Below are 23,822 nucleotides of genomic sequence, written 5' to 3' on the forward strand. Positions count from 1 at the left end.
GAAGTTCGATGCAGTCGGTGTATCCCGTCACGCGCGCGCAGCGGACCATCTATTTCGGTCATCAGCTCGACGCCACCGGGCACCTCTACAACACCGGCATGTACACCGAGACCATCGGTGACGACATCGACATCGACCGGATGATCACGGCGATCCACTCGGTCCTCGACGCCGCCGAGACCCTGCACGTCAACTTCGACGTCGACGCCGACGGCAATGTCGTCCAGATCCCGCGCGCGACCCGCGAGTGGGACCTGCCGGTCATCGACTTCCGCGGCGAGGACGACCCGGCCGCGGCGTCCGACCGCTGGATGCGCGCCACGATGAACGAACCGCAGGATCTAGCCCGCGACCTGCTGTTCCGATTCGCCATCCACCGCCTCTCCGACGACACCGTACGGCTGTACCAGCAGTACCACCACATCGTGAACGACGGCTACGGCATCGGTCTCGCGACCACCGCGATGACCAGGGCGTACGTCGAAGGCAAGGGTCCCGACCGCGCCGCGGAGTGGACGCTCGAACGGTACGTGCGCGTCGACGAGGAGTACGTCGCGAGCGAACAACGCGAACTCGACCGCCGCTACTGGCTCGACGAACTCGCCGACCTCCCGCAGGTGACGCGCCTGCTCGGCTCTGGTCGCCTGTCGAGCCCCGGAGAACTCGTCGCCTGGTCGCACATCGACGCCGACGGACGCGGCCGGCTCGAGCGGTACGCCAAGGCCCACGGCACCCGGCCCGCCACCGTGCTCATCGCCCTCCTCGGCGCCTATCTGGCCCGGGCCACCCGTCGCCGTGACGTGGTGATCAGCCTGCCCACGACCGCGCGCGGCACCCGCGAACTGCGCACCGTGCCCGCGATGGTCGCCAGCGTCCTGCCCCTGCGCTTCGACGTTCCCGACGACGCGCGCCTGGCCGACGTCGCCGAGGTGATCGACGGCAAACTGCTCGGCCTGCTCAAACACGGCCGGTACCGCGGTGAGGATCTCGGTCGCGAACTCGCCGAGATCGACCCGGACTGGCGGCCCCCGACCGTCGGCGTGAACATCATGCCCGCAGCTGCCTCGCGGTACTCGGTCGGGCGGGAATCGCAGGCGCACATGCTGTCCTCCGGGCCGGTCGGCGAACTGGAATTCATCCTCGTGCTCGAGAAGGCCGGGCACCCGATCGAGATCGGACTGCGCGGTCATGCCGACGACGCACCGCTCGCGCAGCGCTGCGCCGCCGATCTCGACGACTTCCTCGCCGCGATCCTCGACGACCTCGACGCGCCGCTCGGCACCTTCGACGTCGCCCCGGCGCCGGCCCTCGGCGACAGCTCCGAGGCCGACCACGAGGACACCGCCGCCGGACCGCTCGCGCTGCTGCCGGCCACCGCGCGACGCCGCGACGCCGGACTCTCCGTGGACGCCGACCTGCGCGAATACCGCGTCCCGGCTCCGGAGGATCTCACCGACGACGCCGTGCTCGCCGCGGTCGCCGCCGTGGTCGAGCACCACCCGGCGCTGCGGACGACCCTCACCGCACCGGCCCCGGTGCTGTGGCTGCTGTCGGTGAACGATACCGCCGCCGTCGACGCCCGGACCCTCGTCGCGAACGCCGCCCTGCCGGTGGGAACCGCGACCGCCGACCTGCCCCTGCGCCCCGACGCCACCGCCGGCCGGGTCCTGACCGCGGTGCGGCTCACCGCTGCGGAGGAGAGCGCCGGGGAACTGGTCTTCCTCGCCCCCGCCGGGCTCGTCGACGAGACGTCCTGGTCGATCGTCACCGCCGACCTGCATCGTGCCCTGCGCGCCGCCCGGCGCGGCACGCAGATCGTGCTGCCGCCCGTGCCCACCTCGCCCGCGACCCACGCCCGCGTTTTCACCGAGCAGGCCGCCTCCCCGCAGCGACTCGCCGAGCTTCCCGACTGGATGACCACCGTCGCACCCGGTGCCGAGTTCGCCGCAGCGGTGGCCACCGGCCGCACACGGACGCCTGTGACCCTCACCCTGACCGACGACGAATTCTCCATGGCGACCACCGCAGTGGCCGGTCTCGTCTCGGGCGTCTCGACCGATGTGTGGACCGCGGTGACCGCAGCCGCGGTCGCGAACACCCGCGAGAGCGGCGACGGTGAACTGCTCGTCGACATCGTCCGCGACGGCCGCATCGCACTGGCCCCCGACGCCGACCTCACCCGCACCGTCGGCGCGCTCGACTGGACGACGCCGGTGCGGCTGGCGCTCGCCACCGATCCGCTCGACGCCCTGCGCACCGCGAAGGAACGCCTGCGCGCAGCCCCCGACCGGGGCATCGGCTGGCCGATGCTGCGTTACGCCAACGTCCAGGCCGGACCGGCCCTCGCGCCGCTCGGACAGCCGCAGGTGCTCGTGCGGAGCGGCGGAGACCGCATCGGCAACTACCTGCTCGATATCCACGTCGAACGGGGAACCGGCGGCGCCACGGTGCATCTGACCGCCGACGAGGCGCTCGACCCCGATCTCGTGGCCCGGCTCGCCGAGGCATGGCGCGCGGCATTCGACGATCTCCTCGGCCGCGCCGACGCAGCTTTGGGGCGGACCTGTCTCACTCCGTCCGATCTCGGGCACGTCACGCTCACGCAGACCGAGATCGACCGCGTCGCACGGATCGCGCCCGTGCGGATCGAGGACATCTGGCCGCTGTCGCCGCTGCAGCGCGGCCTGTACTTCCAGTCGGTCTTCGACTCGTCGAAGGACATCTACACCGCCCAGTTCTCGCTCGACTTCGGCCACCGCCTCGACGTCGAGCGCCTGCGCCGCGCCGCCGCACGTCTGCTCGCCGAGAACCCCACCGTGCGTGCCGGTTTCACCGACGACGGTCTGGCCGATCCGGTGCAGTTCATCGGCGCGGCGGATCTCGAGGTGCCGTTCACCGAGGTCGACCTCACCGACCTCGACCCCGCCGAGCAGCAGGCCCGCGCCGAGAAACTCATCGAGGAGGATCGGCTGCAGCCGTTCGACCTCGCGTCCCCGCCGCTGTGGCGCATGCTGCTGCTGCACCTCGACGGCATCGACCGTCTCGTCGTCAACCGCGAATTCATCCTGTGGGACGGCTGGTCCGGTGCGCTGTTCGTCGACGAACTGCTCGCCCGCTACGCCGGTGACGAAATCGCGGCGCCCGAAGCGGGTTTCACCGACTACCTGCAGTGGCTCGCCGCCCGCGACCGCGCCGCCGCCGAGCAGGCCTGGCGCGACGAGTTCGCCGGTTTCGACAAGCCCACGCTGCTCGCCGGATCCACCCGCGACCGCGCCGCCATCGTGCCGCTGCGCATCGAGTCGTACATCGACGAGACGCTCACCGCGACACTGCGCGATCGGGCCCGCAGCACGGGCGTCACCCTCAACGCGTTGATGAACGCCGTCGTCGGCCTGCTGCTCGCCGCCGAATCCGGCAGCACCGACGTCGTGTTCGGCTCCACCGTCGCCGGGCGGCCCACCGAGATCGTCGGACTCGACCGCGTGGTCGGCATGTTCCTCAACACCGTCCCGGTGCGGGTGCGCCTGTCCGGCGCCGAGACCGTCGCGGACCTGCTGCGCCGCATGCAGGACGAGTACGCCGACCGCATGGAGTTCGAGTATCTCGGACTCGGCGACATCCTCCGTGCCGTCGGTCATTCCGAACTGTTCGACACCCTGTTCGTACTGCAGAACTTCAAGGACGCCGACGAGATGGCCCGGCAGTCCGCGCGGCACGACATCCTCGCCGAGGACAGCCTCGACCACACGCACTATCCCCTCGCGATCGTCGTGTCGCCGGGGCGGACCATGCACGTCAAGATCGACTACCGGCCCGACGTCGTCGATGGTGCGCGTGCCCGGGCCCTGCACGACCGCTTCGTGGCGCTGCTCGACTTCGTCGCCCGCGGAGTCGATCTGCCGGTCGCGTCCGTGCCCGCACTGACGGCCGCCGAACACACCGTCACCGACGCCCGGCTGCGCGCCGAGATCCCCGAGGTCGAGGACGTCACCGTCGCCGAGATGCTCATCGCCCGCGCCGCGACCGACGCCGACCGCATCGCCCTCGTCTCCGGTGAACAGAGCAGCACCTACGGCGAACTCGCCGGCCGCGTCGAAGCGCTCGCCCGCACCCTCATCGCCGGGGGAGCGGGACCCGAGACCATCGTGTGCCTCGGTCTGCCCCGCAGCATCGACACCGTCGTCGCGCTCTTCGCGATCCTGCGCACCGGTGCCGCCTACCTGCCGCTCGAACTCGACCAGCCCGACGAGCGTCTGCGCACCGTCATCGACGACGCGCTGCCGGCGCTGTTCCTCACCACGACCGCGGTGCAGAACCGTCTCGGCCTGCCCGCCGACCGCAGCATCCGCCTGGACGGGCCCCTCGCCGCGAGTACCGCGCCGTTGACCGACGCCGAACTCGGTGCCTTCGCCCCGGGTCGCCCGGGCCGGCTCGAGCACCCCGCCTACGTCATCTACACCTCGGGGTCCACCGGCAAGCCGAAGGGCGTGGTCACCCCCTATCGGGGCCTGACCAACATGCAGCGCAACCACCAGGACGAGATCTTCGATCCGGTGGTCTCGTCGGTGGACGGACGCCGGATGCGGGTCGCGCACACCGTGTCGTTCGCTTTCGACATGTCGTGGGAGGAACTGCTCTGGCTCGTCGAGGGCCACGAGGTGCACGTCTGCGACGAGGACCTGCGTCGCGACGCCACCGCGCTCGTCGAGTACTGCAACACCCACGCCATCGACGTCGTCAACGTCACCCCTACCTACGCGACGCAGCTGATCGCGGACGGCATGCTCGACGAGGGTCCGGGACAGCACCGCCCGCCGCTCGTTCTGCTCGGCGGTGAGGCCGTGTCGGATTCGGTGTGGACGCGCCTGCGCGAGACCGATGGCACCCTCGGGTACAACCTGTACGGCCCCACCGAGTACACCATCAACACCCTCGGTGGCGGCACCGACGACAGCGCGACCCCCACGGTCGGCGTCCCCATCCGCGCGACCCGCGCCTACATCCTCGATCCGTGGCTGCGACCCGTCGTCGACGGTGTCGTCGGCGAGTTGTACATCGCGGGTGTGGGTCTCGCGCGCGGCTATCTGAACCGTTTCGGGCTCACCTCCGACCGCTTCGTCGCCGATCCGTGGTCGGCCGGTGGCCGCATGTACCGCACCGGCGACCTCATGCGCCGCCGCACCGACGGCAACCTCGACTATCTCGGCCGCGTCGACGACCAGGTCAAGATCCGCGGTTACCGCGTCGAACTGCACGAGATCGCGGCTGTGCTCGAGGAGCACCCCGAGGTCGGTACCGCGGCGGTGATCGCCGTCGACGACCCGCTCGTGCCCGGCACGAAACGACTTGCTGCCTACGCCGTTCCGGTCGGAGACGGCGATCCGCCCGACCTGTCGTCGCGGCTCGTCGCCCACCTGCGCGCCCAGTTGCCCGACTACATGGTCCCGGCCGGGGTACAGCTCATCGATTCCGTGCCGATGACCGTCAACGGCAAGCTCGACACCCGCGCCCTGCCCGAACCGCAGGCCGCCACGGGCCTCGGTGGACGCGCCCCGCGCACCGAGACCGAGAAGGTCCTGTGCGAGGTCTTCGCCGACGTCCTCGGGGTCGACGAGGTCGGCGCCGACGACGACTTCTTCGAACTCGGCGGGCACTCGATGATCGCCATGCGGATCGTCGGCCGCATCCGCTCCGAACTCGGTGTGGACGTCACCATCCGCGACCTGTTCGAGGCTCGCAGCGTCGAGGAACTCGCCCGCCGCATCCCCGGCGCCGCAGCGGCGCTCCCGCCGATCACCGCGCGGACGCGCCCCGACCGGGTGCCGCTGTCGGCCGCCCAGGAACGCCTGTGGCTGCTCCAGCAGTTGCAGGACGACAGCCTCGCCTACCACTACGCGCACGTCGCCCGCCTCGACGGCGCGGTGGACGCCGATGCCCTCGTCGCGGCGGTCGCCGACGTCGTGGAACGTCATGAGAGCCTGCGCACCGTCGTCGATTCCGAGGACGGCACGCCCTACCAGCGGATCCTGGACACGCCCGAGGCCGTGCGCTTCGAACTGCACGAGACAGAGTCCGAGGATGCCGTCCGGGCGCTGCTCACCGAGCGGCTCACCGCGTCGTTCGATCTGCACACCGACCCGCCGCTGCGCGTGGTGCTGGTGCGCGTCGCGCCCGACCGGCACGTCCTCGCAGTGGTGCTGCACCACATCGCGACCGACGAATGGTCGGATGCGCCGCTGCTCGGCGACCTCACCCGCGCCTACCAAGCCCGGTCGGCCGGCGCGACACCCGAATGGTCTCCGCTGCCCGTCCAGTACGCCGACTACACGCTGTGGCAGCGCGAACTGATCGAGGCCGGCCGGATCGACACCCAGATCGACTACTGGACCGACACTCTCGCGCAATTGCCCGACGAGATCGTCCTGCCCACCGACCGGCCCCGCCCCGCGCGGCCGACCGGAGCGGCGGGCAACACCACCGCGACGGTCCCCGCCGACATCGCCGCCCGCCTGCGCGCGGTCGCGGATGCCCGCGGCGGCACGATGTTCATGGCGCTGCACGCGGCCGTCGCGGCACTGCTCTCCCGGCTCGGCGCGGGCGACGACATCGTCGTCGGCACCCCCGTCTCGGGCCGTTCCGACACCGCACTCGACGAACTCGTCGGTTTCTTCGTCAACACGCTGGTGCTGCGCACCGATCTGTCCGGCGAGCCCACCTTCGCCGAACTCCTCGACCGGGTGCGCGAGACCGATCTCGCGGCGATGGCGCACCAGGAGGTGCCCTTCCAGCAGCTCGTCGAGCGACTCGCACCGCCGCGCGTCGAGGGACGGAACCCGCTGTTCCAGGTGATGATGAGCTACCTGCAGCGCCCCGCGCAGCTGCCCGACCTGCTCGGTGTGCCCACCCGCTGGGAACCGCTGAGCAACGTCCGCGCCAAGTTCGACCTCAACCTCACCTTCGTCGACGCCCCGGACACCGGCGAGGTCGCCGTATCGGTCGAGTACGCGACCGACCTGTTCGACGCCACCATGGCCGACACGCTTCTCGCCGCGCTGCTCACTCTGCTCGATCAGGTCGCGAGCGCACCCGCGGCCCGGATCGGCGACGTCGCGATCCTCGACGCCGACGAGGCCGCGGGACAACTCGCCGTCGGCACCGGCGAGCGCGTCGACTTCGCTCTCGCCCCGCTGAGCGAGGTGCTCGCCCGCAGCGCCGCCGAGCACGCCGAACGGCCGGCTCTCGTCGCGGCCGACCACACCCTCACCCATGCCGCCCTCGACGCCGCCTCGAACCGCCTCGCCCGCGAACTCGTCGCGCTCGGCGCCGGTCCGGGTGCGATCGTCGCGGTCGCGGTGCCCCGCTCCGTGGGGCAGGTCGTCGCGATCCACGCCGTCGTGAAGTCCGGTGCGGCCTACCAGCCGATCGACACCACGCTGCCCGAAACGCGCATCGAGTACCTGCTCGGCGATGCGCATCCGCGAGTCGTGCTGACGCGCAGCGACATCGAACTGCCCGGCGAGCATCCGCGACTCGACCTCGACGACACCGAGGTGCGTGCCCGCATCGACGCCCGCAGCCCGGAGTCGGTCACCGACACCGACCGGATCGCGCCGCTCACCCTCGACCACCCGCTCTACGTCATCTACACCTCGGGGTCGACGGGTCTGCCCAAGGGCGTCGCCGTGTCGCACCGCGCCGTGGCGAACCGGCTCGAATGGGTGCGCCGCGAACTGCCCGCCTCGCCCGACGACCGGGTGCTGCTGCGCACACCCGCGACCTTCGACGTGTCGGTGTGGGAGTTGTTCGCGCCGTTCGTCGACGGTGCGAGCGTCGTCGTCGGCGGACCCGACGCGCACCGCGATCCCGTCGAATCGGCGACCCTGCTGCGCGACGGGAACATCACCGTCGCCCACTTCGTGCCGTCGATGCTCGAGGAGACCCTCGCCGTGCCCGCCACCGCGGACGCCGCGAGCCTGCGCCGCATCGTGTGCAGCGGTGAAGCACTGTCGCCGCGCACCGTCGCACGCGCGGCGACGGTGCTCCCGCAGGTGAAGGTCCACAACCTGTACGGCCCGACCGAAGCCGCGGTGGAGGTGACCCTCGACGCCGACCCGGGTGCCCGGATCGGTTCGCCTACCCGCGGTTCCGTCATCGGGCGGCCGGGCGCGAACGTGTGCCTGTACGTGCTCGACCGGTATCTGCGCCCCGTGCCGGCCGGCACCCCCGGTGAGCTGTACATCGGGGGAGTACAGGTTGCGCAGGGCTACCTGCGGCGCCCGGCGCTCACCGCCCAGCGGTTCGTCGCCGACCCCTACGGCGATCCCGGCGACCGGCTCTACCGCACCGGCGACCTCGCACGCTGGGACGCCCACGGCGACCTCGAATATCTCGGCCGCGGCGACGACCAGATCAAGCTGCGCGGTCTGCGCATCGAACTCGGCGAACTCGAGGCGGCTCTCGATGCCGTCGACGGTGTCGCCCGTGCTGTGGCCGCGATCAAACCCCGTCCCGCAGGCGATTCGGTGCTCGTCGGATATATCGTTCCCGCAGCGGAAGTCGCGGTGGATCCGGTGGCGGTCCGTGACGCACTCGTCGGACGTGTGCCCGACTATCTGCTGCCCGCACGGGTTCTCGTGATCGACGCGGTCCCGACGACCTTCAACGGCAAACTCGATCGCGGTGCCCTTCCGGCACCGGAGTTCGACACCGGATCCGGACGGCAGCCGCGTACCGAACTCGAGGCGACGATCGCGACACTGTTCGCCGATGCGCTGGGACTCGACGAGGTCGGTATCGACGTCGACTTCTTCGCGCTCGGTGGGCATTCCCTCGCTGCGATCCGGCTCGTGAACGCGATCCGTTCGGAGCTCGGCGCGGATCTGGCCCTGCGCACGGTCTTCGACGCCCCGACGGTGGAGTCGCTCGCGCAGCGGTGCGCGGCCGCCGGGCAGGCGTCTCCGCGACCCGCGCTGGTGGCGGCCGACCCGCGACCTGCGATGGTGCCGCTGTCGTACGCGCAGCAACGCCTCTGGATTCTCGACCAGCTCGGGGCCCGCGGCGGCGTGTACAACGTGCCTGTCACGTGGCGGGTGCACGGGCGCGTCGACGTCCCGGCACTCGAAGCGGCCGTGCGCGACGTCGTCCTGCGCCACGAGGCGCTGCGCACGGTCTTCCCGAGCGCCGACGGACAGGCCTACCAGCAGGTGCTCGCGCCGGACGAGGTCCGCGTGGTCGTCGACCACCGCTCGGTCGCCGCGGCCGATGTCCACGATGCTCTGGCCGAGGCGATCGATCACCGCTTCGATCTGTCGGCCGAGCTCCCGGTGCGGCTGTCGGTCCTCGACGCCGGGGACGGCACCGTGGTGGCGCTGGTGATTCACCACATCGCCGTCGACGAGTGGTCGACCAAGGCGCTGCTCACCGATCTGGCGACCGCCTACGCGCTGCGGCAGGTGGGGCGGGCACCGGAGTGGACGCAGCCCGCCGTGCAGTACGCCGACTTCACACTGTGGCAGCGCGACCTGCTCGGCGACCCGGCGGATGCGGAGTCGCTCGCCGCGCGTCAGCGCGCCTACTGGCGCGACGCCCTCGCCGGCCTGCCCGAGGAAATGCCGCTGCCGACCGACCGGACCCGTCCGGCCCGCACCTCCTATCGCGGTGGCGCGGTGCCATTCGCGCTCGACGCGGAGGTCGTGCGCGCACTGCGGGAACTCGCACGCGCACACGACGTCTCGATGTTCATGGTCGTGCAGGCCGCCGTCGCGGTGCTGCTCGCCGCCTACGGCGGCGGCGAGGACATCCCCCTCGGCACCCCGGTCTCCGGACGCGGCGACGCGCAACTCGAGGATCTCGTCGGTTTCTTCCTCAACACCCTCGTGCTGCGCACCGACCTGTCCGGCGACCCCACCGTCGCCGAACTGCTCGACCGGATCCGCCGCACCGACCTCCAGGCGTTCGACCACCAGGACCTGCCCTTCGAGCAGGTCGTCGACGCGGTGCTCGGGTCCGACCGATCCGTCTCGCGCGCCCTGCACCCGCTGTTCCAGGTGATGATCGTCTATCTCGTCGAACCCGATCCGCGCAGTGCGGGTGGGCTCACGGCGGGTGTCACCCCCGAACCGCACCCGATGGAGACCTCGAAGTTCGACCTGTCGTTCGACCTCGTCGAGTATGTGGGCACCGACACCCTCGTCGGCGTCGTCGAGTACAGCTCCGACCTGTACGACCGCGGCACCGTCGAACGTCTCGTCGCCGGACTCGACCGGGTGCTGCGCACGCTGGCCGGGGGAGAGGCGCACCGGCGCCTGTCCGCCATCGACGTCCTGCCGGCCGACGAACGCGCCCGGCTCGAACAGTGGCGGGCCACACCGGCACCGGTCGCCGAAGCCGTCACCGTCGCGGACCTGTTCGACGACGCGGTCGCCCGTCACCCGCACGAGACCGCGCTCGTGGCAGTCGATCTCGAATGGAGTTTCGCCGACCTCGCGTCCCTGGTCCGCCGGTGGGCGCGACTGCTCGTCGACCACGGTGTCGCTCCCGAGACCCGCGTGGCGCTCGTGCTGCCCCGCACGGCCGACACGATCGCGGCGATGCTCGCGGTGCTCGTCTCCGGCGGTGCCTACGTCGCGCTCGAACCGCGCACTCCCACCGAGCGTCTCGCGACGATCCTCGGCACCGCGGAGCCGGCCGTCGTGCTCACCACCCGAGAACTCGCGTCGTCGCTGCCCGCGGTGGACGCGCCGGTGCTCGCGCTCGACGACGAGACGCTCGCGGCGCGGGTCGCCGGCTACGACGACGCCCCGCTGACCGACGCCGACCGGCTCGCACCGCTGCGCGCCGACCACCCGGCCTACGTCGTGTACACCTCCGGCTCCACCGGCACACCCAAGGCGGTCCTCGCCCTGCACCGCGGCCTGACCGCGCTGTTCCACAGCCACCGCGCCGACCTCTACGCGCCGACGCAGGCACGGACCGGACGCGACCGGCTCCGGGTCGGCCACGCGTGGTCGTTCGCCTTCGACGCGTCCTGGCAACCGCAGCTGTGGCTCTTCGACGGGCACGCGGTGCACGTCGTCGACGAGAAGGTCCAGCGCGATCCGGCCGAGATGGTCCGCGTCGCCCACGAATCCCGCTGGGACTTCGTCGAGGTCACCCCGTCGCACCTCGCGCAGCTGCTCGATCACGGACTCGCGGACGACGGACGGTGCCCGGCCTCGCTCGGCTTCGGCGGCGAGGCGGTCTCCCAACCGATGTGGGACCGGTTGCGCGGGCTGGACGGCGTGAGCGCCTACAACCTCTACGGGCCGAGCGAGAGCACCGTCGACGCGCTCGTCGCACGGGCTTCGGACGCCGAGGCGCCCGTTGCGGGCCGACCGGTCGCCGGCACCCGGGCCTACATCGTCGACCGGTGGATGCGTCCCGCGCCGATCGGTGTGGAGGGCGAGCTCTACCTCGCCGGTCGTGGACTGGCCCGCGGCTATCTCGCCGACCCGGGTCGCACCGCCGACCGTTTCGTCGCGGACACGATCGATCCGGAATTCCCCGGAGACCGCATGTACCGCACGGGTGACCGGGCCCTGTGGACGCCCGACGGACACATCCGCTACCGCGGACGCGGCGACGACCAGGTCAAGATCCGCGGATACCGGATCGAACCGGCCGAGATCGAGACCGTGCTCTCGTCGCGACCGGACGTCGCGACCGCAGTGGTGCTCGCCCGCACCGATCTCGGTGCGACGGCACGTCTCGTCGCCTACGTCGTCCCGGCCGCCGGGTACACCCTCGACGCCGAGACGCTGCGACGCGCGGTCGCGCGGGTGCTGCCCGACTACATGGTGCCGTCGGCGACGGTCGTGCTCGACGCCCTGCCCACGCTCGCCAACGGCAAGATCGACCGCGCAGCGCTGCCGCGACCGGAACTCGCCCCGCGAACGCGCCGGGCACCGTCCACACCGGCCGAAGAGCTGCTGTGCGCCCTCGCCTCCGAGGTCACCGGCGTCGAGCAGGTCGGCGTCGACGACGATCTGCTCGAACTCGGATGCGACAGCATCTCGGTGATGCGGATCCTCGGCGGACTGCGGGCGGCCGGATACGTGATCGACGCCGAGTCGATCTTCACCGCCGGGTCGATCGGCGAACTCGCCGCGACCCTCCACGAGGACGAGATCCGCGGCGCCGGGAACGGACACCCGGACGACGGACCTACGAAGAGTTCTACAGCAGAGGAGAATCGATGAGGATCCACAAGCGACTGCGCCGGATCGGCGTCGCCCTCGCCGCCACCGCCATGCTGGTCGGTGTCACGGCGTGCGGCTCGGACACCGACAGCGGCAGCTCGTCCGGCAGCGCGACGGCGGCGAACGGCGAGTTCCCGGTCACCGTCTCCGGCAAGTTCGGCGACACGACCGTCGAGTCGGCCCCGACCCGCGCCCTGCCGCTGTCGCCGCAGGACGCCGACATCCTGCTGTCGTTGGGCGTCACCCCGCTCGCGCTCCCCGTCGATGCCCAGAACCTCGCGGCGACCGGCGGCACCGGCGTGTGGCCGTGGGAGGCCGAAGCACTCGGCGCCGACGTCCCGCCGCTGCTGAACATGGACGGCGGTGCCACGGTGATCGCCGAGCAGATCGCCGCGCTGCAGCCCGACATCATCGTCTCCACCGGCTTCTGGGGACTCGAACAGAACACCTACGACCAGCTCGCCGAACAGTTCCCCGTCGTCCACTTCGACTACCGCGCCAACGGTGAGCCGTGGCAGGACTCCACCCGCAAGATCGCCTCGGCCCTCGGCATCCCCGAGAAGGCCGAGGAGGTCATCGAGCAGGCCGAGGTCGATCTCGACGCCGCCAAGGAGCAGTACCCCGCACTCGAGGGCGCGACCTACAACGCGATCATCGGCGACACCGGTGGCCAGCTGTCGGTGCTCGCCGCCGACGACCGCGGCATCGGGCAGTTCCTGAACTCGCTCGGCCTCGAGCTCAGCGAGTACGCGAACACACTGCAGGTCGATGCGGACGGACGCGGTGTGCTGTCCTACGAGGAGATCTCGCAGCTCGACGCCGACCTGCTCGTGGTCGTCTCGCCCACCGGCGATCTCGGATACCTGACCAAGTTCGAGGCGTGGAACCGTCTTCCGGCCGTCGAGCGCGGCGCGGTCGTCTCGCTCGCCCGCAACACCGGCATGCCGAACGCCGTGGGCTTCCCGTCGGCGTTGTCGCTGAAGTGGGCCACCGACGAGATCGCTCCGATGCTCGCCGACGCCGCCGCGAAGTCCGAGTGACGGCCCGGCAATGAGCAACGGCGCCCTCTTCGATCTGCGGCCGCTGCGCGAGAGCGCGGCCTTCCGCCGGATCTTCATCGCTCGCACCATCTCGATCTTCGGTATCGGGATGCTCATGGTCGGCGTACCGATCCAGGTCTACGACCTGACCGGATCGTCGCCGATGGTGGGTCTGGTCTCCGCGCTCGAAGGGGGCGCTGCGATCGGCGGCATGCTGCTCGGCGGCATGCTCGCCGACCGCTACAACCGCAAGTTCCTGATCCTGTTCGCCCGCACCGTCTCCGGTCTCACCTTCGTCGGACTGGCCGTCAACGCCGGTCTGTCGTCGCCCTCGGTGCCGGCGATCATCGCCCTGACGGTCGTCAACGGCCTGATCGGGTCGATCAGCATCGCGGCTCTGCTGGCAGTCGTGCCCACGCTCGTCCCCAAGGACCAGCTCGTCGCCGTCGGTGCGCTCAACGTGCTCAGCGCCCGCACGGGAGCCGTCCTGTCCCCGGCGCTCGGCGGTCTCGTGATCGCGACGTTCTCGGTGGCGTGGAACTACTGGGTGGCCGCGATCGGCACCGCCGTGACCGTCACCCTGCTCTCGGGCCTGCCGGCGCTGAACCCACCGATGGCGGACGCCGGGCACGACGCCGACGCACCCGCGGAGACGGTGACCGGCTTCCTGCGCCGCGAACGCGTCGTCGGCGGGGTGATGATCGCCGGCGTCGTCGCGATGCTCGGCGGCGGTGTGCTCGTGCTCGTGCCGGCCTTTGCCGACGCGCGTTTCGAGGGCAATGCGGTCGCCATCGGCGTCATGTACGCGGCGATCGCGCTCGGCGCCGCCGCGGCCACGGTCACCAGTGGATGGCTCGGCCGTTCGGTGCGGCCCGGCCGCGTGCTGCTCACCGCCCTGGTCCTCGGATTCGTCGTCCAGGCACTGGTCGGCTTCACGTCCGTCCTGGCGCTCACCATCGTGCTGCTCGTGATCGTCGGTGTGTTCGGGGCCGTGCAGGAGGTGCTGCGCTACTCGCTGATCCAGACGCACACGCCGCACACGCTGCTGGGCCGGGTGAACGGTCTGTGGTCCGCCCAGGAGGTCGCGGGCATGTCGGTCGGTGCGCTCGTCGCGGGTCTGTTCGGCGGCATCTTCGACGCCCCGGACGCGGTCGTCTGGTACAGCGCCGCGATGGCCGTCCTCGCGCTGCTCGTGACCCTGGTGCTGCGACGACTGCGCGGCGCGACGGTGGAACCGAGCGCGCATCCGGTGACGGTCGAGTGACCGTACGCCGCGCGATCCACGGGTTCGCGTTCCTGACGCAGCGGAGCCGACCGTGTTTGCTGGGGTTCAGGGGTACTTATGAGGTGTCGTTAACGCGATCTTCACCGACACGCTTCCTCCGCCATCGAGCGAATCGCCCGTATCGGGGTTAGCGTCGGGGGTGTAGGCGGCGCAGGTGCCGTCTACACGGGAGGTCCCTGATCGTGTGGCTGACACAGTCCGAGCGAGGGGGCCGGCACCGGGCCTCCGTGGTCGTGACGACACCGGGGACCCACCGGCCCACCGAATACGTCCGGGCGGTGCCGTCCGGGCCGAGGAGCCCCACGTGAACGCAACACGCTCCGTCCCCACCCGCTCCGGCCACGCCTCCGGTACCGCCGCTGCGAAAGAATCCGCTGTACGCACCTACGTGCTGGACACTTCAGTGTTGCTCTCCGACCCTTGGGCGGTCACCAGGTTCGCCGAGCACGAAGTCGTCCTTCCGCTGGTCGTGATCGGCGAACTCGAAGGGAAACGGCACCACCACGAACTCGGCTGGTTCGCTCGCGAATCGCTGCGCCTGCTCGACGACCTGCGGCAGCGGCACGGACGCCTCGACCAGCCCATCCCTATCGGGGACGAGGGTGGCACCCTCCACGTGGAGCTCAATCACACCGACCCCATGGTCCTGCCCGCGGGATTCCGCACCGACACCAACGACTCCCGCATCCTCGCGTGCGCCCTGAACCTGGCCACCGAGGGACGCGACGTGGTGCTCGTCAGCAAGGACATCCCGTTGCGCGTCAAGGCCGGTGCCGTCGGCCTCGACGCCGACGAGTACCACGCCCAGGACGTGGTGATCTCGGGATGGACGGGCATGACCGAACTCGAGGTCGACCGGACCCTCATCGACGAGATGTTCACCGAGGGCATCGTCGACATCGACGATGCGCGGGATCTGCCGTGCCACACGGGGATCAGGCTTCTCGGTGGCTCCTCCAGCGCGCTCGGCCGGGTCACCGCCGACAAGCGGGTGCAGCTCGTCCGCGGCGACCGGGACGCGTTCGGACTGCACGGGCGCTCCGCCGAACAGCGCGTCGCCCTCGACCTGCTGCTCGACGAATCCGTCGGCATCGTCTCCCTCGGCGGCAAGGCCGGAACCGGAAAGTCCGCGCTGGCACTGACGGCGGGACTCGAGGCCGTCCTGGAAAGACGAACCCACCGCAAGGTGGTGGTCTTCCGGCCGCTCTACGCGGTGGGTGGGCAGGAACTCGGCTACCTGCCGGGTACCGAGGCCGAGAAGATGAATCCGTGGGGGCAGGCGGTCTTCGACACCCTCGAAGGACTCGCCAGCCCGGCGGTGCTCGAGGAGGTGCTCAGCCGCGGAATGCTGGAAGTGCTGCCGCTCACGCACATTCGCGGCCGGTCGCTGCACGATTCGTTCGTCGTCGTCGACGAGGCACAGTCGCTCGAACGCAACGTACTGCTCACCGTCCTGTCGCGGCTCGGTGCGGGATCGCGCGTCGTGCTCACCCACGACGTCGCCCAGCGCGACAACCTGCGTGTCGGCCGGCACGACGGTGTCGCGGCGGTCATCGAGAAGCTCAAGGGACATCCGCTGTTCGCGCACATCACGCTCACCCGCAGTGAGCGGTCGCCGATCGCGGCGCTGGTGACGGAGATGCTCGAGGAGTTCGCTCCGGGCGCCTGACGCCCGGGCACGGCCGACACGGCGCGTCCGGCAATGCCGGACGCGCCGTCGTCGTCAGGCCTCGTCGGAGGTGTCGGTGTCCTCGGGGAGAGGGCCGAGTTCGGTCTCGAGCACTTCCTGGACGACGCGCATCGCAGCGAGTCCGGCGGGAGCGCCGCAGTACGCCGAGCAGTGGATGACGGATTCGACGATCTCCGTGCGGTCGAGTCCGTTGCGCAGGGCACCGCGGACGTGTCCGCGCAGTTCGTTCTCGGCACGCAACGCGATGAGCATGCCCAGGTTGAGCAGGCTGCGGCTGCGGCGGTCCAGGCCGGGGCGCGACCACACGGCGCCCCAGGCGTGCTCGGTCACGAACTCCTGCATCGCCTCGGAGTCGGTGCCACGGGAACGCTCGAACGCCCGCTCGACGAAGTCGTCACCCATCACTTCGCGCCGGATCTCCAGACCCGTCGTGAATCCCGGAGTGTGCTCGGCGTCGGACATGTCATCGCTCCCTGCTGATCCGTCGCCGAACGGTTCGGCGACGAACGGATTCTATGCGGGCAGCCTCGGGAAGCGGTGAGGGCGAGGAGCGTCAGGAGCGACGCAGGACGGCGCGCAGGACGCCCACGACGGTTCCACGAAGGAAGGTGAGGACGTCGAAGTGGTCGTCCCACAAGGCGATCCGCCCGTCGCGCAGTTCGAAGGTGCCGCACACCCAGAACTCGATGCTCACCGGCCCCAAGCGCAGGATGTCGGTGCGTTCGGTGAGCACGATGTCGCCCTCGGCTGCGATGTGGTGGACGACGACGCCGAAGCCCACCGAAGGTCGCGCGAGACCGGCAAGGATCTTCCGGACCCGGGAACCGCCGCGGATGGTGGGGAGCCAGGTGTTGTGCCACGCGATGTCGTCGGTGATCAGCGAGGCGGCGCGGTCGATGTCCTCGGCGGCCGTTGCCTCCAGGAAATCGGTCACCGTGGCGACGGCGTCCTGCGCGGTGGCGGTCTGTGTGCTCATCGTTCTCCTCGGCGTCGGCTGCGTCGCATGGTAACGGCAGGAGACCTGGGGTGGGGCGGATTGGTGCACGGCACGGAATCACCGGAAACCGGGTTGTGTCGCCGAGGAGTCGGGCACCCTGAAATCAGGTACCCGTCCTCTCAGTGACAGGAGTGAACCGATGAATCGAATTCCCCGACGCAGAGCAGCGTTGGTGGCGGCCGCAGCGGCGATCGGACTGGTGGTCGCCGGTTGCAGCGACGACCAATCCGCGGAGGACACGGTGGGCAGCGCGACCAGCGCGGTCCAGTCCGCCGCGGAGAGCGTGGCATCCGGGGCGGAGAGCGCCGTCGAATCGATCACGCAGGGCGACGATTCGCCCGAGGCCGACGAGCCCGCGGCGGATCGGTCCAGTGCGGTGCCGGGACCGGACGGCGAGCAGGTCGAACTCAGCGGGCCGATCCTGCAGAAGTACGCCGAGGTCGGCGGTGCGTCCAGCCCGCTCGGCGCCGCGACCGGCCAGCAGGAGGAAGTCGGCGACGGTTACGTCGCGGAGTTCGAGGGCGGCATCATCGCGTGGAGCCCCGACACCGATTCCCACATCGTGTGGGGTGAGATCCGCACGGCCTGGGAGGCCGCGGGTGGTGCCGGTGGCGACCTGGGCTTCCCGATCACCGACGAGGAACAGACCCCCGACGGTGCGCGAAGCAACTTCCAGTTCGGTTACATCACGTGGGCGCCCGGCGCCGGGACCGAGGTGGTCCAGGAATGAGGTGACTCCCCGACTCGCTGAGCCCTCGCTATCCGCTCACGTTTTCGCCATCCGCTACAGCAATTGCTGTAGCGGATGGCGAAAATCGTAGCGGATGCAGACAGGTCGATCGGAACCCTGCGGGTCAGGACTTCTCGTCCACCCGCGTCATCGCCAGGACGTCGAGGCGGCGGTCCAGTTCCTCCTCGCTCAGGCGGTCGCCGACGAGGCCGCGGTCCACGACGGTCTGACGGATCGTCTTCTTCTCCTTCAGCGCCTCCTTGGCGACGGCGGCCGCCTCCTCGTATCCGATCGCGGAGTTGAGGGGAGTGACGATCGACGGCGACGACTCCGCCAGTGTGCGCAGATGTTCGACGTTCGCGACCAGCCCGGTGATGCAGCGATCGGCGAACAGTCGGGAGACGTTGGCGAGCAAACGAATCGACTCGAGGACGTTGCGGGCCATCACCGGGATGTAGACGTTGAGTTCGAACGCCCCGGCGGCGCCGCTCCACGCCACAGTGGTGTCGTTGCCCACCACCTGTGCGGCGACCTGCGTAACCGCTTCGGGAAGAACGGGATTGACCTTGCCCGGCATGATCGAACTACCGGGCTGCAGATCGGGGAGCTGGATCTCGGCCAGACCCGTGAGCGGACCGGACCCCATCCAGCGGATGTCGTTGGCGATCTTCGTCAGCGACACGGCAACGGTGCGCAGCGCCCCGGACACCTCGACCAGAGCGTCACGCGCGGCCTGAGCCTCGAAACTGTTGCGGGCCCCCTGCAACTCGTCGAGCCCCGTGGTCTCGACGAGCACGGCCACGACACGCGCCCCGAAATCCGCCGGTGCGTTGAGGCCCGTGCCCACCGCGGTACCGCCGATCGGCAGTTCGCCGAGGCGGGGGAGGGTCGCGCGGAGACGTTCGATCCCGGCCTCGATCTGGCGGGCGTAACCACCGAACTCCTGGCCCAGGGTCACCGGGACCGCATCCATCAGGTGCGTACGACCCGACTTGACGACCGTGCGCCACTCCTTCGCCTTCTCGGCGAGGGCACCGTGCAGGTGCTCGAGGGCGGGGATCAGATCCTTCACCGTCGCCTCGGTCGCGGCGACATGCGTCGCGGTGGGGAAAGTGTCGTTCGACGACTGCGACATGTTGACGTCGTCGTTGGGGTGGACCGTGACGCCGGCCTTCGCGGCGAGCGACGCGATGACCTCGTTGGTGTTCATGTTCGAGCTCGTGCCCGAACCGGTCTGGAAGACGTCGATCGGGAACTGGTCGTCGTACTCACCCGCGGCGATGGCATCGGCGGCCGCGACGATCGCGTCGGCCTTGTCGGGGTCGAGCAGACCCAGGTCCTTGTTCACCCGGGCGCAGGCGCTCTTGAGCAGACCCAGCGCGCGGATCTGTGCGCGTTCGAGTCCACGGCCCGAGATCGGGAAGTTCTCCACGGCGCGCTGCGTCTGGGCGCGCCACAAGGCGTCGACCGGAACCTGGACCTCGCCCATCGTGTCGCGTTCGATACGGAACTGCTGAGAAGACTGTTCGGTGTCGGTCATGTCCTCCACGTTATGCCGCCGGAACGAACGAGGAGGGGCACTGCACCAGAACTCGGTGCAGTGCCCCTCCTCGGAAGGATCGGTGACGATCAGGGCAGTGACGATCAGGGCAGTGATGATCAGGGCAGTGATGATCAGGGCAGTGATGATCAGGGCATGGGCGGCGGGGAGCCGGCGACACCGTGGAAGTCGATGGACGAGAACTCGCTGAGCTTCTGCAGGCGGTGGTACGCCTCGATCATGCGGACCGTGCCCGACTTGCTGCGCATCACGATCGACTGCGTCTCCGCGCCCCCGGCGGAGTAGCGGACGCCGCGGAGCAGCTCACCGTCGGTGACGCCGGTCGCGCAGAAGAAGATGTTCTCGCCGGTGACGAGATCGGTGGTGGTGAGGACACGGTCGAGATCGTGTCCGGCGTCGATCGCCTTCTGGCGCTCGGCGTCGTCCTTCGGTGCCAGGCGACCCTGCAGCGCACCACCCATGCAGCGCATCGCGGCCGCGGCGATGATGCCCTCGGGGGTACCGCCGATGCCGAGCAGCATGTCGACACCCGAACCCGGACGTGCAGCGGCAATCGCGCCGGCGACGTCGCCGTCGGAGATCAAACGGATGCGGGCACCCGCCTCGCGCACCTCCCTGATGATCTGCGCGTGGCGCGGACGGTCGAGGATCGTCACGGTCAGGTCGGCGTGCGCGATGTTCTTCGCCTTCGCGACACGGCGGATGTTCTCCGCGATCGGGGCGGTGATGTCGATGACGTCGGCGGCCTCGGGACCGACGGCGATCTTCTCCATGTAGAACACGGCGGACGGATCGAACATCGCGCCCCGCTCGGCCACGGCGAGCACCGCGATCGCGCCGGGAGCGCCCTTCGACATGAGGGTAGTGCCGTCGATGGGGTCGACCGCGACGTCGCACAGCGGACCGTCGCCGTTGCCGACCTCCTCACCGTTGTACAGCATGGGCGCTTCGTCCTTCTCGCCCTCACCGATCACGACGACACCCTGCATCGACACGGAGCTGACCATGTGCCGCATCGCGTCGACGGCGGCGCCGTCGCCACCTTCCTTGTCGCCGCGTCCGACCCACCGGCCGGCCGCCATCGCCGCGGCTTCGGTGACGCGGACCAGTTCGAGCGCGAGGTTGCGGTCCGGAGCTTCGCGGCGTGGGGTGCTGGCCGTCATGGGCTACTGCCTCCTGGAGACTTTTCGGTCGACGCGGGTTGCGCCGGCAGAGGGAGCGGGCGCCGAGGGCGCCCGCACGATCCGTGTGTGTCGCGTGGCTATTGTCTCATCACGGCCGATGGTGTGGGCTGTCGGACCCGCCCGGCCTGAGCCTGCCCGTTTCGTAGCTGTCAGACTGGACGGGTGGCATCCAAGAAACCTCGCATCCTGCAAGACGGTCGAGATATGGCGTGGTCGCTGATCCCGCTGCTCGTGCTGATCCTCTTCATCGCGGCGATCGCCAGCCAGTGCGAGTTCAAGCCCGGCGGACCCACGGCGGGTCCCGTGCCGAGCTTCGACATCGATGCCGGCCTGAAGTACGACGCGGCGGAACTCGGATTCCCGATCCGCCACCCCGAGGTGCCCGAGGACTGGCAGCCCAACTCCGGTAGCCGCAGCATCGTTTCCGGTAACCAGGGCGGCGATTCGAGCACCGTCGGTTTCATCACTCCTGCAGGTCGCTACGTGCGCTTCACCCAATCGGATGCCGGTGAGGACGAACTGGTGCGATTCGTCGCCGGAGGTGCCCGCACCGCCACCGACACCAGGTCCGTCGAGGGCCACGACTGGGTGGTCTACGGCGGCGAGGGCGTCGAAGCGCTCTGGGTGTCGGACTTCGGCGACGTGCGCATCCTGATCGGTGGCTCCGGCGACGAGGCCGAGTTCACGACCCTGGCCACCGCCGCGGGCAGGGCCGAGCCCCTCGAACCCTGATCCGGGTCGGAGCGACCGAGCCCTGATCGTGAGCTCGGTCGAGGTCAGTCCTCGTCCTCGTACTCGTCGTCTTCGTCCTCGTCGTCCGCGAGGGAGAGCGCCTGCTCGACACGTTCGCGGGCGCCGGCGAGATGTTCCTCGCAGCGCTGCGCGAGTGCCTCGCCGCGCTCCCACAGCTGCAACGAGTCGTCGAGGTCGAGTCCGCCCTGCTCGAGCATCTTCACGACGTTGACGAGTTCGTCCCGAGCTCGCTCGTAGCCGAACTCCCGCACATCGGCGTTGGCGTCGTCGGTTCCCGCGTTCGTCACTGTCCTGATCTTCCTTGTCGTTCGTGTCCCATGACGGCGGCGCGGGCCGCGCCGTCCGCCACGCGCACTCGCAGCTGGGTGCCGATGGGCATCTCGTCGAGTGTGCGTACCACTTCGGGGGCGCTGCCCGGCACGATCCGCTGGACCACGGCGTAGCCACGCGCCAGGGTCGCCGCGGGCCCGAGGGTCGCCAACCGTGCCCGCAGATGTTCGAGCGTCGACGATTGCGACGAGATCAATCGCGTGACGTCGCGTCGTGCCGCGTGCTGCAACCGCTCGATCTCCTCGTTCCGCCGGTCGAGATCGCGGAATGGATCGGCCAGGACGGGACGGTCGCGCAACTGTGCGATCACGTGTTCCTCGCGCCGGACCCAGTTGCGCAGCGCCGCCGCCGACCGTGCTCTCAGTTCGTCGACGAGATCGAGTTCGGCAACCGCATCGGGTACGACGCGCTTCGCGGCGTCGGTCGGGGTCGCGGCCCGCAGGTCGGCGACGTGATCACAGAGCGGACTGTCGGGCTCGTGGCCGATCGCGCTGACCACGGGCGTCGTACACGCGGCGATCGCGCGGCACAGCGCCTCGTCGGAGAAGGGCAGCAGATCCTCGACGCTGCCGCCGCCGCGGGCGAGGACGATCACGTCGACGTCCGGGTCCTTGTCGAGTGCTTCGATGGCGTCGATGAGTTGCGTGACCGCGGTCGGGCCCTGCACCGTCGCGTGGCGGACGTCGAACTGCACGGCCGGCCAGCGACGCTGCGCGACCGACAGCACGTCGCGTTCGGCCGCGCTGCCGCGGCTGGTGACCAGACCGACGCGGCGCGGCAGGAAGGGGAGGGGGCGCTTCAACCGCGGGTCGAACAGTCCCTCGGCCGCGAGCAACGCACGCAGTCGTTCGAGCCGCGCGAGCAGTTCACCGATACCGACGGCCCGGATCTCCGTGACTCGCAGCGCCAGACTGCCGCGGCCGGGCCAGAAGGTCATCTTCCCGAACATGATCACGCGGCTGCCCTCGGTGAGCGGCACCCCCGATTGCTGCAACAACTGGGGTGAACAGGTCACCTGCAGGGACATGTCCACCGACGGGTCGCGCAGGGTCAAAAACGCCGTCCGCGTCCCGGGGCGGGCGTTGATCTGCGTGATCTGCCCTTCGACCCAGATGGTGCCGAGCTTGTCGATCCACCCGGCGACCTTCTGCGCCACGGTGCGGACGGGCCAGGGCTGCTCCGCGGAGTTCGGGCGTGCCGCGTTCTGTCCGGCCGTCACTTGTTACGCGCGCTCGTGATCCGGTTCGACAGCATCGTCACGAACGGAGTACGCGCGGCGTGAGCATTCTCGTATTCGAGCACCGCTGTGAGCTCGTCCACCGACAGTGCGCGCAGGCGGGCACGCAGTTGGGCGAGGGTCAGCGAGTCGTAGTCGAGGTATTCGACGATCTCGGAACGATCGTCGGAGGCGACCTTCGTGTCCGTGGTCTCGCCGATCTTCGTGACCTCGGCGTCTGCGGACTTCGCGGCGGCCTTCTTCGGAGCAGACTTCTCGGCTGCCGTCTTCTTCGCGGGCCCCTTCGTCGTCGCGGTGCCGGCCTTTACCGGTGCGGCCTGCTCGGCCACGGGTGCGTCGGCTTCGGTGGCCGGCGGGATCGAGTACAGGGCGAACCGGCCGGGAGCGCCGTTCGCGGCGCTGTTCGTCGAGGTCGCGGTCTCGTCCGAAGGGGTCGAGCCGTCGTCGTCGAAGGTCGCCCACTGTGCGGTCTCGGCGGGCTCCGCTCCGAAGATCTCGAAGAACTGGTCGCCCTTGATGGCGAACGAGGTCATGATCTGCTGCACTCGCATCGTCGTCTGCAGGATCTGGCTCACCGTCGTCATCGGCAACGAAACGGCTGTGCTCGGCAGCTTGAGGGTCTCTTCGTACGCGGTGACAGCAACGCCGGCAGCCACCCGTGCCAGGAACGGTGGACGGATCATGCCCCAAGACTGCCCGATGATCGGCGTGATTGGTAGCCGGGGAGCACGTCGGCTGCGAGCTGGAAAGCCACACTCCGACGCGCCCCGTACTCTGGA

Annotated in this window: 13 protein-coding genes; 6 read left to right on the top strand and 7 right to left on the bottom strand. The window is 70.0% G+C overall.

Annotated features, from left to right (window positions below; genetic code table 11):
* Positions 1-8 precede the first annotated feature (8 nt).
* The 4 genes from BO226_RS02080 to BO226_RS02095 all read left to right on the top strand — a co-directional run bounded on the left by BO226_RS02080 (position 9) and on the right by BO226_RS02095 (position 16,230).
* Positions 9-12,236, top strand: coding sequence for a non-ribosomal peptide synthetase (locus tag BO226_RS02080; RefSeq protein ID WP_071936325.1), 12,228 nt, complete (start codon positions 9-11; stop codon positions 12,234-12,236).
* Entirely contained in the window at positions 12,233-13,276 is a 1,044-nt protein-coding gene (locus BO226_RS02085) for an ABC transporter substrate-binding protein (protein WP_006553897.1), read from the top strand. Before BO226_RS02080 ends, BO226_RS02085 begins: the two co-directional genes overlap by 4 nt.
* 10 nt (positions 13,277-13,286) lie before the next feature.
* Complete coding sequence (gene entS / locus BO226_RS02090) at positions 13,287-14,540, top strand: enterobactin transporter EntS (protein ID WP_071934518.1); 1,254 nt, start codon at positions 13,287-13,289, stop codon at positions 14,538-14,540.
* 325 nt (positions 14,541-14,865) lie between these two features.
* Entirely contained in the window at positions 14,866-16,230 is a 1,365-nt protein-coding gene (locus BO226_RS02095; RefSeq protein ID WP_198040601.1) for a PhoH family protein, read from the top strand.
* 54 nt (positions 16,231-16,284) lie between these two features.
* Here the strand turns inward: BO226_RS02095 and BO226_RS02100 are convergent, their stop codons facing one another.
* On the bottom strand, positions 16,285-16,713 hold the full coding sequence (locus tag BO226_RS02100; RefSeq protein ID WP_019288724.1) for a carboxymuconolactone decarboxylase family protein: 429 nt from the start codon (positions 16,711-16,713) through the stop codon (positions 16,285-16,287).
* Between the two features lie 91 nt (positions 16,714-16,804).
* Positions 16,805-17,227 carry a limonene-1,2-epoxide hydrolase family protein gene (locus BO226_RS02105; protein ID WP_071934519.1) on the bottom strand — a complete coding sequence of 141 codons (423 nt, stop codon included), beginning with the start codon at positions 17,225-17,227 and terminating at the stop codon, positions 16,805-16,807.
* A 160-nt stretch (positions 17,228-17,387) separates the two neighbouring features.
* Between BO226_RS02105 and BO226_RS02110 the strand changes: the two genes are divergently transcribed.
* Entirely contained in the window at positions 17,388-17,978 is a 591-nt protein-coding gene (locus BO226_RS02110) for an LGFP repeat-containing protein (protein WP_232238033.1), read from the top strand.
* Between the two features lie 124 nt (positions 17,979-18,102).
* On the opposite strand, the gene BO226_RS02115 is transcribed toward BO226_RS02110, so the two are convergent.
* Both BO226_RS02115 and glpX read right to left on the bottom strand, forming a co-directional pair.
* Positions 18,103-19,518 (bottom strand): class II fumarate hydratase, encoded by a 1,416-nt coding sequence (locus BO226_RS02115; RefSeq protein WP_006553903.1) that lies wholly within the window; start codon positions 19,516-19,518, stop codon positions 18,103-18,105.
* Between the two features lie 149 nt (positions 19,519-19,667).
* Positions 19,668-20,702, bottom strand: a complete 1,035-nt coding sequence (glpX, locus tag BO226_RS02120; RefSeq protein ID WP_006553904.1) for a class II fructose-bisphosphatase — start codon at positions 20,700-20,702, stop codon at positions 19,668-19,670.
* 183 nt (positions 20,703-20,885) lie between these two features.
* On the opposite strand from glpX, the gene BO226_RS02125 reads away from it, so the two are divergent.
* On the top strand, positions 20,886-21,455 hold the full coding sequence (locus tag BO226_RS02125; RefSeq protein WP_024103281.1) for a DUF4245 domain-containing protein: 570 nt from the start codon (positions 20,886-20,888) through the stop codon (positions 21,453-21,455).
* A 44-nt stretch (positions 21,456-21,499) separates the two neighbouring features.
* Here the strand turns inward: BO226_RS02125 and BO226_RS02130 are convergent, their stop codons facing one another.
* The 3 genes from BO226_RS02130 to BO226_RS02140 are packed head-to-tail and all read right to left on the bottom strand — an operon-like array spanning position 21,500 to position 23,726.
* On the bottom strand, positions 21,500-21,763 hold the full coding sequence (locus BO226_RS02130; protein WP_033097244.1) for an exodeoxyribonuclease VII small subunit: 264 nt from the start codon (positions 21,761-21,763) through the stop codon (positions 21,500-21,502).
* Positions 21,760-23,025 (bottom strand): exodeoxyribonuclease VII large subunit, encoded by a 1,266-nt coding sequence (gene xseA / locus BO226_RS02135; RefSeq protein WP_033097245.1) that lies wholly within the window; start codon positions 23,023-23,025, stop codon positions 21,760-21,762. Before xseA ends, BO226_RS02130 begins: the two co-directional genes overlap by 4 nt.
* Positions 23,022-23,726, bottom strand: a complete 705-nt coding sequence (locus BO226_RS02140; protein WP_071934520.1) for a lipid droplet-associated protein — start codon at positions 23,724-23,726, stop codon at positions 23,022-23,024. Before BO226_RS02140 ends, xseA begins: the two co-directional genes overlap by 4 nt.
* Between the last annotated feature and the right edge of the window lie 96 nt (positions 23,727-23,822).

This window comes from Rhodococcus sp. 2G (assembly GCF_001886355.1).
GTDB lineage: Bacteria > Actinomycetota > Actinomycetes > Mycobacteriales > Mycobacteriaceae > Rhodococcus > Rhodococcus pyridinivorans.